The sequence below is a fragment of the Serratia sp. HRI genome, from assembly GCF_010119335.3.
Lineage (GTDB): Bacteria > Pseudomonadota > Gammaproteobacteria > Enterobacterales > Enterobacteriaceae > Serratia > Serratia nevei.
Genome location: NZ_CP083690.1, coordinates 4703349 through 4718359, shown reverse-complemented (window position 1 = coordinate 4718359; position 15011 = coordinate 4703349). Strand labels below are relative to the sequence as shown.

Here is a 15011-nt window from a genome sequence, read left to right as displayed (position 1 = left end):
ATTGATTAGCACTGCTTGCGGTAGACGAGAAACTCCACTAACACTAATAAGAAAAACCTATAGGCAAGATCGACATGGATAAGCTGAACGCAATGAAAACCTTTATGCGGGTGGCGGAGCTGGGCAGCCTGTCGGCCGCCGCTCGCGATCTGCGCTTGACGCAGCCGGCGGTCAGTCAGCAAATCGCCGGTCTGGAGCAGGAACTGGGGACGCAGCTGCTGTTTCGCAGCACCCGGGCAGTCTCCCTGACCGAGGCCGGCAGCGGTTATTATCAACGCCTCAAAGCGATTCTGGCGGCGGTCGACGAAGCGGAAGAGGCGCTGCACGGCCAGCACCACCGGCTGCAGGGCAACCTGCGCCTTCACGCACCGACCGGATTCGGCCAGCGGCACGTCACGCCGCTGGCCATCGCTTTCCAGCAGCGCCATCCGGACCTCACCATCGAGCTGCTGCTGGACGATCGCCGCGCCGACGTGATCGGTGAAGGCATCGACGTGGCGCTGCGCTTCGGCGAACTGCACGCGCCCGGCATGGTGGCGAAACGGCTGGGCGAACTACAACGCCTGCTGGTGGCATCACCGGCGTATCTGGCAAAGCATGGCGTTCCACGTTCGCCGGCGGAGCTGGCAAAACATGCGCACATTCGCTACAGCGGATTGAACGACGGCGATACGCTCACCCTGATCGGCCCGCACGGCCCCGAGATAGTGGCGCTGCGGCCCACGTTCCGCGCCAACAATACGCTATCGCTGCTGACGGCCATCGAGGCGGGGCTTGGTATCGGCGGCGCTCAGCGGCCGTTGATCGGCGAGCAGCTGGCGACAGGGGCGCTGGTGCCCGTATTGCCGGAATACCGCTATCCACCCATGGCGCTGCACGCGGTCTATCCCGCATTACGATTTATTCCGGAGAAAGTGCGCGCCTGGGTGGCGCATCTGCAACAGGCGTTGACGGCGATCGAGGGAATTAGCGGAGTGAATGCCCCCGGCCAGACGCCGGGAGCATAAGCCTTATTTGAACAGTTTGCCGACCATGTCGCCCAGTTCGTTGCTGTCTTGCTGCACTTCGCCATTTGGCGAAGCGGCATCCGCGACCGTTGGCAAAAACTGTGCAATGGTGCTGGAGGCCTGAGCCGGATCGACACCCAGCTTTTCAGCCAGCTGATTGATCGCATCGCTGCCCAACGCCTGCTGTACGTGATCGCCGGTAATCGGTTGGTTTTCGCCATTGCCGAGCCAGGAGCCGACAATATCGCCGAACTGACCCTGACGGAACTTGTCCAAAATGGCCTGCAGGCCACCTTGTTGCTCAACCCACTGCATGATGGCGATGTAATCGATGCCTTTACCGTTGGCGCCGCCGCCCAGAATGTTACCCAATACGCTATCGAACAGACCCATGATATTCCCCTTTCAGCCGATACGGCCCGCGCCGCACCGCCGGATTGATTTCACGAAAAAGGGCCGCCGCGGCGACCCTGTTGAGCAACGGCTGCTTAGCCTTTGATCTTCCTGTAGACAAAAAGCACCACCAGGGCACCGATTACCGCCACCACAAAGCTGCCCAGGTTAAAGCCGTCAACGCGACCCATACCGAAGAAGGTGCTGATATAACCGCCGACCACGGCGCCCACGACCCCCAGTACCACGGTCATAATAAACCCGCCGCCGTCTTTGCCCGGCATAATCCATTTGGCCAGGATACCGGCGATTAAACCAAAAATGATCCAGGAAATGATGCCCATCTCTACTCTCCCTATTACCTTTTGCCTAACAGAAATCCTATTACCAGGCCCACGACGGCGCCGGCGCCTATCCCCGCCCAAGGATTATCCTTGATGCAGGCACATGATTGCTCGAGCGCCGCTTTTACACCGCTGCGCACTTCGCAGGCGGTGGTTTTCACGTAGTCGCTCGGTTGCTCAACACCGTTTAGATCGTCATTTTCATATGACATGTCAAATCCTTACAGACCAACCCTCTGAGAATTGCGTCACATGTTTCACGCCCGGCACCGCCCGCCCCGCGATCTTGCTCCAGGCAATCTGCCCACAGCCGCTCAATGCAGGGCGTACGGCGACAAACGCACAACTTCACACTATGACTATAGTAAAAAATCAGCGGTTTACCCATTTCCGTCCGTCTGAATTTCACCGTACAAAAAACGATCTAATTTCATCCTACTGTCATCTCGGCAGGCTAAACTTTACACAAATCTCTGGGAGGAAAAGCCCATGTTCAATGCCCCGTTCGTCCTGATTCTCGCAATGCTGTACGCGCTGGCCGCCGTTTGGGACGGTTCCGCCGCGTTACTGTTTCTCTAAGGTTACATAGCGGTTGTCACTTTTGCGATCCGCTTAATTGTGTCTTTATTTTTCAATTGCGCCAGCCGGTTGAAATAGCGGTAAATATCCTCCTTTTCCTCGGTAAAAATCCTAACTCACCCCGTTATCCGCGCGTTGCTAAATAAAGCGCAAAAAAAAGCATTAATGGAAAACCCTATTTAGCACCAAATATTCTATCATTTGCCCTATAACAATTTGGGTTAAGGTCCCATTGGGAAAGAAAAGGAAGAACAGGAAAAATGCTTTCAAACCAACGCTTTGAGCGCGAATTCTTGCGCCCTCGTTATTGGTTGCTGTGGATAGGGCTGGGAATGCTCTATCTCTTGGTGTTACTGCCCTACCCGCTCATATATCGGCTTGGACACAGCCTCGGCAGAATAGCCATGCGCCTGATGAAACGCCGGGTAAAAATAGCGCGCCGCAATTTGGCACTCTGCTTCCCCGCAATGCTCGCCGCCGAGCGCGAGGCGCTGATCGTCAAAAATTTTGAGTCCGTCGGCATGGGTCTGTTCGAAGTCGGCATGGCCTGGTTCTGGCCCGACTGGCGCATCGCCCGCTGGTTCAAGGTGAGCGGCATGGAAAACATGCAGCTGGCACGCCAGGACGGCAAAGGCGTTCTGCTGATCGGTCTGCATTTCCTGACGCTGGAACTGGGCGCGCGCATTTTCGGCATGCAAAATCCCGGCATCGGCGTGCATCGCCCGCATAACAACAAGCTGATGGAGTGGGTACAGACCCGCGGCCGGCTGCGCTCGAATAAGTTCATGATCGATCGTAAAGATATCAAAGGCATGATCCGCAACCTGAAACAGGGGGAAATCCTGTGGTACGCGCCCGATCACGATTACGGCCCGCAAAGCAGCGTGTTCGCACCGTTCTTCGCCGTTGAAAACGCCGCCACGACAACCGGTACCTTTATTCTGGCGCGCATGGGGCGGCCGTCGATCGTGCCTTTCGTGCCGCGCCGCCTGCCGCATGCGCAGGGCTATGAGCTGATCGTACAGCCGCCGCTGAAGGACTTCCCGCTGGACGATGAAACGCGCGCGGCGGCCATGATGAACCGCGTGGTGGAAGAACAGGTGCTGCTGGCACCCGATCAGTACATGTGGCTGCACCGCCGGTTTAAAACCCGTCCGCCCGGCGAACCTTCGCTGTATTAACGCCCTCGCGCCTTCGCCCGCCACACCGCTGGCGAAGGCGCGCTCGCCTCGCACAAGCATTCTTCGCCACGGGAACTACACTAATAAGTCACCGACGGCAATCATTGCCGCCAGCAACCATTTCTTCCTGCCCGCGGGCCGGTCGTTGCCTGTCGGGTCACAACCGAGGTCAATGTCATGCTGGTACAACCCTATCTGTTTTTCAGCGGTAACTGTGAGCAAGCGATTAACTTCTACGTGCAGCAGTTGAATGCCAAAATTGAAATGGTCATGCGTTACAAAGACATGCCCGAAGAAGCTCGGCAAGGCGGGCCACAGGACGTCAACCCGGAGGCGATCATGCATGCGCGCCTGCTGATCGGTGACGGCGTGCTGATGGCCTCCGACGGCTGCCCGCAGGACGACAGCGGCGGCGCTTCGCATAAAGGCTTCTCGCTGTCGCTGAATCCCAGCGATGCGGAGCAAGGGCGCAAGCTGTTCGATAATCTGGCGCAGGGCGGCCAGGTGACGATGCCTTACCAAGCCACCTTTTGGGCCAAAGGCTTCGGCATGCTGACCGATAAATTTGGCGTCAACTGGATGATCAACGTCGAATAACCCGCCATGGCGCCGCTAGCTATAGCGGTGCCAGTCATACGCCGCCTTGGCGAACAGCACGAACAGCAGCGTCAACAGCACCAACCCCAACCGCCAGTAGGGCGATCGGCGGCGGCGCCAGGCGATGTACATCATCCCCGCCAGCGCCCCCAGCGTAAGGGGGTAATACACCGCCAGCGTCAGTAAAGCGATAATGATGTAATCCGACATTGACTCTATACTCCGTAGTCTTCACACCGCCGCAGAGGCAGATTGCGGCATGCCTTTCTCCGTATCGCCTCGTTAAGGGCTAGAGGTCTGGCGCATTTATGCATAAAATATAGGATTGCTCTTAACTCAAGTTGAATAGTAATCAAACCACAAGGGTGACATGACTCAGCAGCAACCCATACAGGATGCCGTGCCGCCGCGCAGCGTTAAAAGCTCCCCATTATTATTTCAGGCCGGCGTGTTTGTCATCATCGTTGCCGCCACGCTGATCCTCTTTAACAGCTGGCAAATCTGGAACGCGCACCAGCGCGATCTGCGCAGCGCCGAGCATGAATCCGCCAACCTCGCCCGCTCGCTGGCGCAGCACGCCGACGATACCTTCATGCAGGTGGACGGCAATCTGCTCGATCTGACCGAACGCCTCCTGAACGACGGGCTGGGCCCATCGCAGCTGACGCGGCTGCAGCGCGTCATGCAGACGCAGGTCGGCAATCTGCCGCAGCTGCATGGGCTGTTTATCTACGACGCGCGCGGCCGCTGGCTGGCGACCTCCTCGGGCAAGTTCATCAAGAACGCCAACAACGCCGATCGTGATTACTTCAAATACCATCAAAACCGCGACGGCGGCGGCCTGTACATCGGCAAGGTGATCCGCAGCCGCACTAGCGGCGATCTGATCATCCCCGTATCACGGCGCTTCAACAACCCGGACGGCAGCTTTGGCGGCGTGGTGCTGGCGACGCTGTACGTCGATTATTTCCGCCAGTTTTACGACAGCTTCGCCCTCAACACCGACGCCTCGTTGAACCTGCTGCTGGCGGACGGCACCATCCTTTACCGCCGCCCTTACTCAGCGGCCTCGATCGGTAAAAACATCGCCAAGGGCGTGTTGTTCAGCGAAATTTTACCGCATTCGGAGTTCGGCAACGCCACCATCACCTCGCTGTACGACAAAGTGGAGCGCATCTACGGCTATTCGCGGGTCAATCGCTTTCCGCTGGTGATCGCTGCCGGGCTGTCGAAGCGCGACGCGCTGGCGGACTGGCGCACCGACGCCGGCCTGTTCGCCGCCGGCGGCCTCTCTCTGCTGATGATCCTGTTGGCGATGGGCATGGTGCTGCTGCGACAAATCAAGCACAGCATGCAAACCGAAGCCGAGCTGATGCGCACCCGCGATCAGCTGACCAGCATCAACCAGATGCTCGAAGAGTTGGCGCTGCTGGACGGCCTGACCGGTCTGGCCAATCGTCGCCAGTTTGATATCGCGCTGAAGAACGAGCTGGCGCGGGCTTCGCGCAACTACCGCAGCGTGGCGCTGCTGATGCTGGATATCGACTACTTCAAGCAGTACAACGACAGCTATGGCCACGTCGCCGGCGACCAGTGCCTGCAGCAAATCGGCCAAACGCTGAAGGGGCTGGCGTGCCGCAGCAACGACATACTGGCGCGCTACGGCGGCGAAGAGATGGGGATTATCCTGCCGGATACCGACGTGCAGGGCGCGCTGATTTTCGCCGAACGCGTCATCCAGGCGGTGCGAGATCTGAAAATTCCGCATCAGGGCAACCCGCACGGCATCGTTACCATCAGCATCGGCATCTGCGCCAAAGTGCCGCATATGTATAATGATACGCCGATCAGCTTTATCAATGAGGCGGACAGCGCGCTGTATCAGGCCAAGAAAAAAGGCAAAAACTGCATTTACGGTGCTTAAGCAATCATCGGGTCACCAAAATTTGGCGGCCCGATTTATTCACCCGGCAAAAATGAAATAGTTTCCCTCCGAAACATTATTTCACCGACTCGCCCCACTCTCTGAATGAAATAACGCCAATAAATAAGCAGGGTATTTATTTCTAATATAATTCAATAAGATAAAAACACGCCATTCAACAACCCATTCGTGCCATTTTTGATTATTCGTGCCTACGCCAGGCCTCGTTTAGCCCCCGTTTACTTTTTATTGGCGTTGCCGGTGATACTCTTATCAGGACTATTCTATATATCAGGAAGCCATCGCACGCTTCGGCGCACTGCGCCCTGCTGATACATCCATAATAGAACCCGCAAATTTCACGTTGCAATTGGGCGACCGGTGCAAAAATTTCTGGCGCCGCTCCAGCCAGCCACTGCGCAAGCCAGTGCAGCCAACCACGCGGCAACCTGAAAGGCGGGAATAAAGCGATATAGATTTGCGAGGAGATCTCATGCCTACTGGCGATATTACGCGTGAACGGGCCATCCTGACGCTGCCGTTGCAACAATGGGCGGCGCAAGAAGCGTCCAGCGCGGTCAGCGAACTGGAACAGGGCAAGGTGCTGTTTCTGCCCGAGCTGGCCTTCACCCTGTCTGAGCAGGAAATGCCGCTGCTGGATCCGGCATTGGTCGATCCGAAGCGCAAGAACATCAGCTATCAACCGCTGTCCGGCAAGCTGACCGGCGTCGCCGTCGCGGAACGCCGGCAGCAGGTTCAGCAACTGCTGGAGCGCTATTACCAATCGTGCCGTCAGCTGATCGCCGGGCTGTTGCCCGAGTATCAGGAGGCGCTGCACCACCCAACCGGCAGCCTGCGTTTACATCCGGTCTCCGCCTGGCGCGCCAATAGCTCCTGGCGCAAAGACGACAGCCGGCTGCACGTCGACGCTTTCCCGTCGCGCCCGAACTACGGCGAACGCATTCTGCGCATTTTCACCAACATCAATCCGCACGGTGAACCTCGCCAATGGCGGGTCGGCGAGCCGTTCCCTGAGCTGGCGGAACGCTTTATGCCGCGTCTGGCCCGCTATTCTGCGTTAAGCAGCTGGCTGCAGCACCAGGTGCGCATCACCAAAACTCGCCGCAGCCATTATGACCACCTGATGCTGCAGTTGCATGACGCCATGAAGGCCGATGGCGATTATCAGCAGCGTGGCCCACAGCTGGCGCTGGCGTTCCCGCCGGGCAGCAGCTGGATTTGCTTCTCGGACCAAACGCCGCACGCCGCGATGGGCGGCCAGTTTATGCTGGAACAGACCTTCCTGCTGCCGGTGAATAAAATGCAGGATCCGCAGCGTTCACCGCTGAAAGTGTTGGAACAGCTGCGCGGCCAGCCGTTGATCTGACTGATTTGCCGCCGTCGGTGTTACCGGCGGCGGCAAACGCGCATCACGCCTCGAAATCCCCCTGTTGGCGCGCCACCAGCGTCAGAATGCTGTACAGCGCCACCGGCTGCTGTTCCTGATTCAACACCTGCACATCCCACACCACTACGCCGTGCGGGCGATCTTCGGCGGTTTTCTGCGGCTTGCGGATTTTCTTTTTGCAGGTCAACCGCACCTGAATGGTGTCGCCGATCTTCACCGGCTCGATAAAGCGCAGATTCTCCATGCCGTAGTTGGCGATCACCGGCCCGACGGCGGCGTCAACAAACAGCCCGGCCGCGGCGGACACCACAAAGTAACCGTGCGCCACCCGTTCGCCGAACAGCGAGTCGGCGGCGCCGATCTTGTCCATGTGCGCGTAGAAATGGTCGCCGCTCAGGCAGGCGAAGTTGACGATATCCGCTTCGGTCACGGTGCGGCGCGCGGTCAACAGGCTGTCGCCCAGCTGCAGCTGCTCGAAGTATTTCCGGAACGGATGCACCGGATGCTCGACGACCGGCGCGCCGCGCACCCATTCGCCGCCGATGGCCGCCAGCATCGCCGGGCTGCCCTGGATCGCCGTGCGCTGCATATAGTGCTTCACCGCGCGCAGCCCGCCCAGCTCTTCACCGCCGCCGGCGCGCCCCGGGCCGCCGTGCACCAGCATCGGCAACGGCGAACCGTGGCCGGTGGACTCCGCCGCCGCCTGCTCATCCAAAATCAACATGCGGCCGTGGGCGCAGGCCGCCGCGCGAATGAAGCGCTTGGCCAATGCCGGATCGGCGGTCACCAGCGATCCCGCCAGGCTGCCCTGCCCCAGCAACGCCAACGCGATCGCCTGCTCGGTATCCGCATATGGCATCAGCGTCGCCACCGGGCCGAAGGCCTCAGTGCCGTGCACCGCCTGATGGGTGAGCGGATCGGCGCAATACAGCAGGGTCGGCGGATAAAACGCCCCGCCGCGCGCACCGTCGCCCAGGACTTCCAGCTTATCCAGCGCAGCGCCACAGAGCGGTTCGCAGCCGTTGCGCAGCAGGAAATCCACCTTGCTTTGCACATCATCACGCTGCTCGTGGCTGACCAACGCCCCCATGCGCACCTGCTCCAGCTGCGGGTCGCCTACCGTCACCCCCGCCAGGCGCTGCAACAGGGCCTGACGCACCGCCGCCACCTGCGCCGCCGGCACGATGATGCGGCGGATCGCGGTGCATTTCTGCCCCGCCTTGGCGGTCATTTCACGGCACACTTCTTTGATGAACAGCGCAAACTCCGGCATCTCCGGCGTCACGTCTTCCGCCAGCACGCAGCAGTTGAGCGAATCCGCCTCCATGGTGAACGCGATTGATTTTTCCAGCAGGCGCGGATGCGCCCGCAGCCGCTGCCCGGTCTGCGCCGAACCGGTGAAAGTCACCGCATCCTGATAATCCAGGTGCGCAAACATGTCGCCGACGCCGCCGCAAACCAGCTGCAGCGCTCCTTCCGGCACCAGCCCGCTGTCGACGATCAGCCTGACCATTGCCTGCGTCAGCTGCGCGGTAGCGGTGGCCGGCTTGATGATGGCCGGCATGCCCGCCAGCCAGGTCGGCGCCAGTTTTTCCAGCATGCCCCAGCACGGGAAGTTGAAGGCGTTGATGTGCAGCGCCACGCCGGGGCGCGAGGTCAGCACGTGGCGGGCGGCGAACTGCGCCTGTTTCGACAATGGGATCAGCTCGTCTTCCGGCCACAGGGTATCGTCCGGCAGATCGCGACCGGCCATGCCGGCATAGGCGAACAGCGTGGCGATGCCACCCTCGATATCAACCCAGCCGTCGCTGCGCGTCGCGCCGGTTTGATAGGAAATCTGATACAGCGCCTCTTTGTGCGCCAACAGGTGTTTCGCCACCGCTTTCAGCATCTGTGCGCGCTGCTGGAACGTCATGTGCGCCAGCGCCGGGCCGCCGTGGCTGCGCGCATAGCTCAGGCTCGCCGCCAAAGGCAGGCCGTCGGAGCAGACCTGGTACAGCGCCTCACCGGTCACGGCGTGGCGGATCTCGCGCCCCTCTCCCTGCCCGTACACCCAGGCGCCAGAAAGATAACTGTGTAACTGCTGCATGTGCCCTCCGAAATTCATAAATTTTCACCCTATAGCTTAATTACGTATCACATAAATGCCAGCCTGCGCCAAACCAAATTTTAACAAAAAGAAAACAAAAGGCGCTTTCAGGGCATTTAACCTGCTATAAACAAGGAATTAATCACTTTATTTATTTAACAAAATCAACAAAATAACAAACCACCTTGTGAGTCACCTCGCAAAACCACATGAATTACGTTTGATCTTTTTGTTATCAGTTTGTAGCCTTATGGTTAGTTAAAGTGATTCACATTTTTATATTTAATGTGAAAAATACGAATCACCAAGAGGCAAGCATGACAACTGACGCACAGTATCAGCAGCATTTCGACGACAAGATCGCGGCGGACATCGCCATTGAGGCCAAAGACTGGATGCCGGACGCCTACCGTCAGAACCTGATTCGGCAGATTGGCCAACACGCCCACTCGGAAGTCATCGGCATGCTGCCGGAAGCCAACTGGCTGACGCGCGCCCCCACGCTGCGCCGCAAGGCGGTGCTGCTGGCCAAAGTGCAGGACGAAGCCGGCCACGGTCTGTACCTCTACAGCGCCGCCGAGACCCTCGGCTGTTCGCGCCAGGACATCTACCAAAAGATGCTCGACGGCAAGATGAAGTACTCCTCTATCTTCAATTACCCCACGCTCAACTGGGCGGATATCGGCGTGATCGGCTGGCTGGTCGACGGCGCCGCCATCGTCAACCAGGTGGCGCTGTGCCGCGCGTCCTACGGCCCCTATGCGCGGGCGATGGTGAAAATCTGCAAAGAGGAAAGCTTCCACCAGCGCCAGGGCTACGAGGCGGTGATGGCGATGGCCAACGGCAGCGACACGCAGCGCGCCATGTTGCAGGACGCTATCGATCGCTTCTGGTGGCCGGTGCTGATGATGTTCGGCCCGAGCGACGCCGACTCCCCCCACAGCGCCCAGAGCATGGCGTGGAAAATCAAACGCCACAGCAACGATGAGCTGCGGCAGAAATTCGTCGACAACACCGTGCCGCAGCTTGAGGCGCTGGGCATGACGGCGCCGGACCCGAGCCTTACCTGGGACGAGGCCGCCGGCCACTATCGCTTCGGCGAAATCGACTGGAGCGAACTGCATGAGGTGATCAAAGGGCGCGGCCAATGCAACCACGAACGCCTGCAGGCCAAACGCCGCGCCTGGGAAGACGGCGCCTGGGTACGCGACGGCGCCATGGCCCACGCCGCGAAAAACGCTGCCTCCGCCGCATAGCCAACATAAGGAACCGAGATCATGAGCCACGTTGAATGGCCGCTGTATGAAGTGTTTATCCGCAGCAAACAAGGGCTGGCACATCGCCACGTCGGCAGCCTGCACGCCGCCGACGACCAAATGGCGCTGGAAAATGCCCGCGACGCCTATACGCGCCGCAACGAAGGCTGCTCGATCTGGGTGGTGCAGTCGCGCCATCTGATCGCCTCGCAGCCGGAAGATCGCGGCGCGTTCTTCGATCCGTCCGAAGACAAGATCTACCGTCATCCGACGTTTTACACCATTCCCGACGGCATCAAGAACATGTAGAGGCGACCATGACGGTTAACGATCCGCGCATCAGCTATTTGCTCCGCCAGGGCGACACGCCTCTGATCCTCGCCCAGCGCCTGTGCGCCTGGTGCGGCCACGCGCCCGAGCTGGAAATCGATCTGGCGTTGGCCAACATCGGGCTCGATCTGCTCGGCCAGGCGCGCCACTTTCTGGGTTATGCCGCCGAACTGGCCGGCCCGCCCTGCAGCGAAGACAGCCTGGCCTTCGGCCGCGACGAACGCCAGTTTCATAACCTGCTGTTGGCGGAGCAGCCGAACGGCGGTTTCAACGACACGCTGGTGCGTCAGTTCCTGCTCGATGCCTACCACGTACAGCTGCACCAGGCGCTGAGCCGCAGCCGCGATGCGCAGATCGCCGCCATCGCCGCCAAGTCGTTGAAGGAGGCCGATTATCACCTGCGCTTCAGCCACGGCTGGATGATCCGCCTGGGCGACGGCAACGACGTCAGCCACCGCAAGATCCAGCAATCGCTGGATAACCTGTGGCGCTTCACCGCCGAGCTGTTCCACGCCGACGCGCTGGAGCTGGAACTGGCGGAACAAGGCATCGCCGTCAATCCGCGCGAACTGCAGGCCCCCTGGCAAGCGCAGGTGGAAGAGACGCTGCGCCAGGCGACGCTGGCGCTGCCTGCCGAGCAGGCGTTCCGGCACGGCGGCAAGCAAGGCCGGCACAGCGAACACCTCGGCCCGCTGCTGGCGGAAATGCAGTTCCTGCAGCGCGCCTATCCAAACGGTCAATGGTAGGAGGCCACGATGAAGGTCACCCGTTTGCAACCCGCCGAAATCCCGCAGATTTGGCACTGCCTGCAGCAGATCAGCGATCCCGAACTGCCGGTGCTGTCGATCACCGATTTGGGCATGGTGCGCGACGTAGCGCGCGACGGCGCGGGCTGGCGCGTGACCTTCACCCCGACGTACTCCGGCTGCCCAGCCACCGAATTTCTGCTCAACGCCATCGAGCAGCGGCTGGCGGCCGCCGGCTTCAGCCCGGTGCAGGTGGACATTCGCCTCAGCCCGGCCTGGACCACTGACTGGATGAACGCCGACGCCCGCGAGCGGCTGCGGCAATACGGCGTAGCGCCCCCGCAGGGCCACACCTGCGATCGGCCGCACGCCCACGGCCCGGTAGCCTGCCCGCGCTGCGGCAGCACCCACAGCGAGAAGATCAGCGAGTTCGGCTCCACCGCTTGTAAAGCGCTGTACCGCTGCTGCGACTGCCGGGAACCGTTCGATTATTTCAAATGCATATAGGAGCGCTGACACCATGACGGTCTTTCATCGCCTGAACGTTGCCGCCATCGAGCGCGAAACGCCGGACGCCGTAGCCATCACCCTGCGGGTGCCCGAAGAGCTGCAAAACCAATACCGCTATACCCCCGGCCAGCACCTGACGCTCAAGGCGTTGGTCAACGGCGAAGAGCTGCGGCGTTGCTACTCCATCTGCAGTTCGCCGCAGGAAGGCCTGCTGCAGATCGGCGTAAAGGCGATTGACCAGGGGCGCTTCTCCGGCTTCGTCAACCGCATGCTGAAGGTCGGCGACGCGCTGGAGGTGATGGTGCCGCAGGGGCGCTTCGGCTACCAGCCGCAGGCAGAGCGCCACGGCAACTACCTGGCGATCGCCGCCGGCTCCGGCATCACGCCGATGCTGTCGATCATCAAGGCGACGCTGCTGCTCGAACCGGGCAGCAGCTTCACTCTGATCTACGGCAACCGCAACAGCCGTTCGATGATGTTCAAAGAGGCGCTGTCGGATCTGAAAAACCGCTACCCGCAGCGTTTTCAGCAGCTGTATCTGTTCAGCCAGGAAAGTCTCGACAGCCCGCTGCTCAGCGGCCGCATCGACCGTGAACGCCTGACGGCGATCGGCGGCGCGCTGCTGGATTTCCGCGACTATGACCACGCCTTTATCTGCGGGCCGGAATCGATGATGGACGACGCGCAAACCGTGCTGGAACAGGCCGGCGTCCCGGCCAACCACATCCACAGCGAACGCTTCAACACCAGCGGCCTGGCCGCCCGCCCGCGAAGCAGCAGCGATCGCAACGCCACTCGGGTGGCGATCCTGCTCGACGGCCGCCGGTTGGATATCGAGGTCGGCGAACAGGACGACAGCATTCTCGACGCCGCGCTGCGCCAGGGCGCCGACCTGCCCTACGCCTGCAAAGGCGGCGTATGCGCCACCTGCAAATGCCGTCTGAAGGCCGGCCAGGTGGAGATGGGCGTCAACTACAGCCTGGAGCCGGATCAGCTGGCGGCAGGCTACGTATTGAGCTGCCAGTCGTGGCCGAAAGGCGACGGCGTGGTATTGGACTTCGACGTCTAGGAGCCGCGATGGACACCCCCTTTATTTTGCATCAGCAGCAGCACCGCGTGGTCACGCTGACGCTGCATCGGCCGGAGGCGCGCAACGCCCTGAGCACGCCGTGCCTGGAACAGTTGGTTGCTCGCCTGGAGCAGGCCGACGCCGACAGCGGCGTGGGCGCCGTGGTGATCGCCGGTGCGGCGCGCTTCTTCGCCGCCGGCGCCGATTTGCGCGAACTGCAACAGCAGGATCTGCCGGCCGCGCTGGCGGATCGCCGTCCGCAGCTGTGGCAGCGTCTGGCGCAGTTCAGCAAGCCGCTACTGGCGGCGGTGAACGGTTATGCCCTGGGCGCCGGCTGCGAGCTGGCGCTGGCCTGCGACATCGTCATCGGCGGCGAAAGCGCCCGCTTCGGCCTGCCGGAGATCACCCTCGGCCTGATGCCGGGCGCCGGGGGCACCCAGCGCCTGATCCGCTGCGTCGGCAAGTCGCGTGCCAGCCAGATGGTGCTGACCGGCGAGCCCATCGACGCCCGCGCCGCGCTGCAGGCCGGCCTTATCAGCGAAGTGTGCGTCGATGCCCTGACGCTGGAACGCACGCAGCAGATGGCCGATCGCATCAGCCGTCAGGCGCCGCTGGCGCTCCGCGCCGCCAAACAGGCGCTGAAACAGGCCGAGGAAATCGGCCTTAGCCAGGGGCTGGCGATGGAGCGTCAGCAGTTCGTCACCCTGGCCGCCACCGACGATCGCCGCGAAGGCATCGCCGCCTTTTTCGAAAAACGTACGCCAAACTATCAGGGGCGCTGATTTATGGATAACGCATTGATTCTCAGCCATCTCAACGCCGGCGTGTTGACGCTGACCCTCAACCGGCCGGATCGGCTCAACAGCTTTAACGATGAGATGCATCGCCAGCTGAGCGAAGCGCTGACGCAAGCCGAGCGCGACGACAGCGTGCGCTGCCTGTTGATCGCTGGCGCCGGGCGCGGTTTCTGCGCCGGGCAGGATCTCAACGATCGCAACGTCAGCGCCGATCAACAGGCGCCGGATCTCGGTCTGTCGGTCGAACGTTTCTACAACCCCCTGATCCGTCGCCTGACCGCCCTGCCGAAGCCGGTGGTGTGCGCGGTCAACGGCGTGGCGGCCGGCGCCGGCGCCGCGCTGGCCCTGGCGTGCGATATCGTCATCGCCGCCGACAATGCCAGCTTCATTCAGTCGTTCTGCCGTCTGGGGCTGGTGCCTGACTCCGGCGGCAGCTGGTTCCTGCCGCGGCTGGCCGGCCACGCCCGCGCGATGGGCATGGCCATGCTGGGTGACAAAATCAGCGCCCAACAGGCACTGGCGTGGGGCATGATCTGGCAGGTGGTACCGGCGGATGAATTGGCCGACCGCACGCAAACGCTGGCGCGCCATCTGGCCACCCAGCCGACCTACGGCCTGGGGCTGATCAAGAAAGCCCTCTACAGCTCGGCCACCAACAGCCTCGATCAGCAGCTCGATCTGGAGCGCGATCTGCAGCGCCTGGGCGGCCGCAGCGACGACTATCGCGAAGGCGTCAGCGCGTTCTTTGCCAAACGCACGCCAAACTTCAGCGGGAAATAGC

Annotated in this window: 17 protein-coding genes; 12 read left to right on the top strand and 5 right to left on the bottom strand. The window is 61.0% G+C overall.

From position 1 onward, the window contains the following. The first annotated feature begins 74 nt into the window (after positions 1-74). Positions 75-1007 carry a LysR family transcriptional regulator gene (locus GF111_RS22565; RefSeq protein ID WP_147191461.1) on the top strand — a complete coding sequence of 311 codons (933 nt, stop codon included), beginning with the start codon at positions 75-77 and terminating at the stop codon, positions 1005-1007. Between the two features lie 3 nt (positions 1008-1010). Here the strand turns inward: GF111_RS22565 and GF111_RS22560 are convergent, their stop codons facing one another. From GF111_RS22560 to GF111_RS22550, 3 genes are all read right to left on the bottom strand, one after another. Next, positions 1011-1400, bottom strand: coding sequence for a YidB family protein (locus GF111_RS22560; RefSeq protein ID WP_019453502.1), 390 nt, complete (start codon positions 1398-1400; stop codon positions 1011-1013). A 95-nt stretch (positions 1401-1495) separates the two neighbouring features. Next, entirely contained in the window at positions 1496-1744 is a 249-nt protein-coding gene (locus GF111_RS22555; RefSeq protein ID WP_019453501.1) for a GlsB/YeaQ/YmgE family stress response membrane protein, read from the bottom strand. Positions 1745-1758: 14 nt separating this feature from the next. Further along, positions 1759-1956: a YqjD family protein gene (locus tag GF111_RS22550; protein WP_033635087.1), complete on the bottom strand. Its 198-nt coding sequence runs from the start codon at positions 1954-1956 to the stop codon at positions 1759-1761. Between the two features lie 627 nt (positions 1957-2583). Here GF111_RS22550 and GF111_RS22545 point away from each other — a divergent pair. Both GF111_RS22545 and GF111_RS22540 read left to right on the top strand, forming a co-directional pair. Further along, entirely contained in the window at positions 2584-3504 is a 921-nt protein-coding gene (locus GF111_RS22545) for a Kdo(2)-lipid IV(A) acyltransferase (RefSeq protein WP_147191462.1), read from the top strand. A gap of 177 nt (positions 3505-3681) precedes the next feature. Beyond that, positions 3682-4101, top strand: coding sequence for a VOC family protein (locus GF111_RS22540; protein WP_047730371.1), 420 nt, complete (start codon positions 3682-3684; stop codon positions 4099-4101). A gap of 15 nt (positions 4102-4116) precedes the next feature. On the opposite strand, the gene GF111_RS22535 is transcribed toward GF111_RS22540, so the two are convergent. Continuing rightward, complete coding sequence (locus GF111_RS22535) at positions 4117-4311, bottom strand: hypothetical protein (protein ID WP_038872138.1); 195 nt, start codon at positions 4309-4311, stop codon at positions 4117-4119. A 160-nt stretch (positions 4312-4471) separates the two neighbouring features. Between GF111_RS22535 and GF111_RS22530 the strand changes: the two genes are divergently transcribed. Together GF111_RS22530 and GF111_RS22525 are read left to right on the top strand one after the other, a co-directional pair. Then, a complete protein-coding gene (locus GF111_RS22530; RefSeq protein ID WP_047730370.1) occupies positions 4472-6025 on the top strand; it encodes a sensor domain-containing diguanylate cyclase in 1554 nt (517 codons plus the stop codon). A 493-nt stretch (positions 6026-6518) separates the two neighbouring features. Next, positions 6519-7412, top strand: a complete 894-nt coding sequence (locus tag GF111_RS22525) for a Kdo hydroxylase family protein (protein ID WP_047730369.1) — start codon at positions 6519-6521, stop codon at positions 7410-7412. Positions 7413-7455: 43 nt separating this feature from the next. On the opposite strand, the gene paaZ is transcribed toward GF111_RS22525, so the two are convergent. Then, a complete protein-coding gene (gene paaZ / locus GF111_RS22520; protein ID WP_038872147.1) occupies positions 7456-9522 on the bottom strand; it encodes a phenylacetic acid degradation bifunctional protein PaaZ in 2067 nt (688 codons plus the stop codon). 317 nt (positions 9523-9839) lie between these two features. On the opposite strand from paaZ, the gene paaA reads away from it, so the two are divergent. From paaA to paaG, 7 genes are read left to right on the top strand one after another with little or no spacing between them, the layout of a single operon-like run. Beyond that, positions 9840-10778: a 1,2-phenylacetyl-CoA epoxidase subunit PaaA gene (gene paaA, locus GF111_RS22515; RefSeq protein WP_033647856.1), complete on the top strand. Its 939-nt coding sequence runs from the start codon at positions 9840-9842 to the stop codon at positions 10776-10778. A 21-nt stretch (positions 10779-10799) separates the two neighbouring features. Continuing rightward, the gene (gene paaB, locus GF111_RS22510; protein ID WP_004935173.1) at positions 10800-11087 is read left to right on the top strand and encodes a 1,2-phenylacetyl-CoA epoxidase subunit PaaB; all 288 of its coding nucleotides are present in this window, start codon (positions 10800-10802) and stop codon (positions 11085-11087) included. An 8-nt stretch (positions 11088-11095) separates the two neighbouring features. Then, entirely contained in the window at positions 11096-11854 is a 759-nt protein-coding gene (gene paaC, locus GF111_RS22505) for a 1,2-phenylacetyl-CoA epoxidase subunit PaaC (RefSeq protein ID WP_047730367.1), read from the top strand. Between the two features lie 9 nt (positions 11855-11863). Continuing rightward, on the top strand, positions 11864-12361 hold the full coding sequence (gene paaD, locus GF111_RS22500) for a 1,2-phenylacetyl-CoA epoxidase subunit PaaD (RefSeq protein ID WP_047730366.1): 498 nt from the start codon (positions 11864-11866) through the stop codon (positions 12359-12361). 13 nt (positions 12362-12374) lie between these two features. Continuing rightward, the gene (gene paaE, locus GF111_RS22495; protein WP_055312683.1) at positions 12375-13433 is read left to right on the top strand and encodes a 1,2-phenylacetyl-CoA epoxidase subunit PaaE; all 1059 of its coding nucleotides are present in this window, start codon (positions 12375-12377) and stop codon (positions 13431-13433) included. An 8-nt stretch (positions 13434-13441) separates the two neighbouring features. Beyond that, a complete protein-coding gene (gene paaF / locus GF111_RS22490; protein ID WP_047730364.1) occupies positions 13442-14215 on the top strand; it encodes a 2,3-dehydroadipyl-CoA hydratase PaaF in 774 nt (257 codons plus the stop codon). Positions 14216-14218: 3 nt separating this feature from the next. Continuing rightward, positions 14219-15010, top strand: a complete 792-nt coding sequence (gene paaG / locus GF111_RS22485) for a 2-(1,2-epoxy-1,2-dihydrophenyl)acetyl-CoA isomerase PaaG (protein ID WP_038872164.1) — start codon at positions 14219-14221, stop codon at positions 15008-15010. Position 15011: the final 1 nt, after the last annotated feature.

Coding starts and splice junctions, on each gene's coding strand:
- GF111_RS22530 (WP_047730370.1), top strand. CDS start 4,472: ATGACTCAGCAGCAACCCATACAGGATGCCGTGCCGCCGCGCAGCGTT.
- GF111_RS22525 (WP_047730369.1), top strand. CDS start 6,519: ATGCCTACTGGCGATATTACGCGTGAACGGGCCATCCTGACGCTGCCG.
- GF111_RS22540 (WP_047730371.1), top strand. CDS start 3,682: ATGCTGGTACAACCCTATCTGTTTTTCAGCGGTAACTGTGAGCAAGCG.
- paaE (WP_055312683.1), top strand. CDS start 12,375: ATGACGGTCTTTCATCGCCTGAACGTTGCCGCCATCGAGCGCGAAACG.
- paaF (WP_047730364.1), top strand. CDS start 13,442: ATGGACACCCCCTTTATTTTGCATCAGCAGCAGCACCGCGTGGTCACG.
- GF111_RS22560 (WP_019453502.1), bottom strand. CDS start 1,400: ATGGGTCTGTTCGATAGCGTATTGGGTAACATTCTGGGCGGCGGCGCC.
- paaD (WP_047730366.1), top strand. CDS start 11,864: ATGAAGGTCACCCGTTTGCAACCCGCCGAAATCCCGCAGATTTGGCAC.
- GF111_RS22565 (WP_147191461.1), top strand. CDS start 75: ATGGATAAGCTGAACGCAATGAAAACCTTTATGCGGGTGGCGGAGCTG.
- GF111_RS22550 (WP_033635087.1), bottom strand. CDS start 1,956: ATGTCATATGAAAATGACGATCTAAACGGTGTTGAGCAACCGAGCGAC.
- GF111_RS22545 (WP_147191462.1), top strand. CDS start 2,584: ATGCTTTCAAACCAACGCTTTGAGCGCGAATTCTTGCGCCCTCGTTAT.
- paaZ (WP_038872147.1), bottom strand. CDS start 9,522: ATGCAGCAGTTACACAGTTATCTTTCTGGCGCCTGGGTGTACGGGCAG.
- GF111_RS22535 (WP_038872138.1), bottom strand. CDS start 4,311: ATGTCGGATTACATCATTATCGCTTTACTGACGCTGGCGGTGTATTAC.
- GF111_RS22555 (WP_019453501.1), bottom strand. CDS start 1,744: ATGGGCATCATTTCCTGGATCATTTTTGGTTTAATCGCCGGTATCCTG.
- paaA (WP_033647856.1), top strand. CDS start 9,840: ATGACAACTGACGCACAGTATCAGCAGCATTTCGACGACAAGATCGCG.
- paaB (WP_004935173.1), top strand. CDS start 10,800: ATGAGCCACGTTGAATGGCCGCTGTATGAAGTGTTTATCCGCAGCAAA.
- paaC (WP_047730367.1), top strand. CDS start 11,096: ATGACGGTTAACGATCCGCGCATCAGCTATTTGCTCCGCCAGGGCGAC.
- paaG (WP_038872164.1), top strand. CDS start 14,219: ATGGATAACGCATTGATTCTCAGCCATCTCAACGCCGGCGTGTTGACG.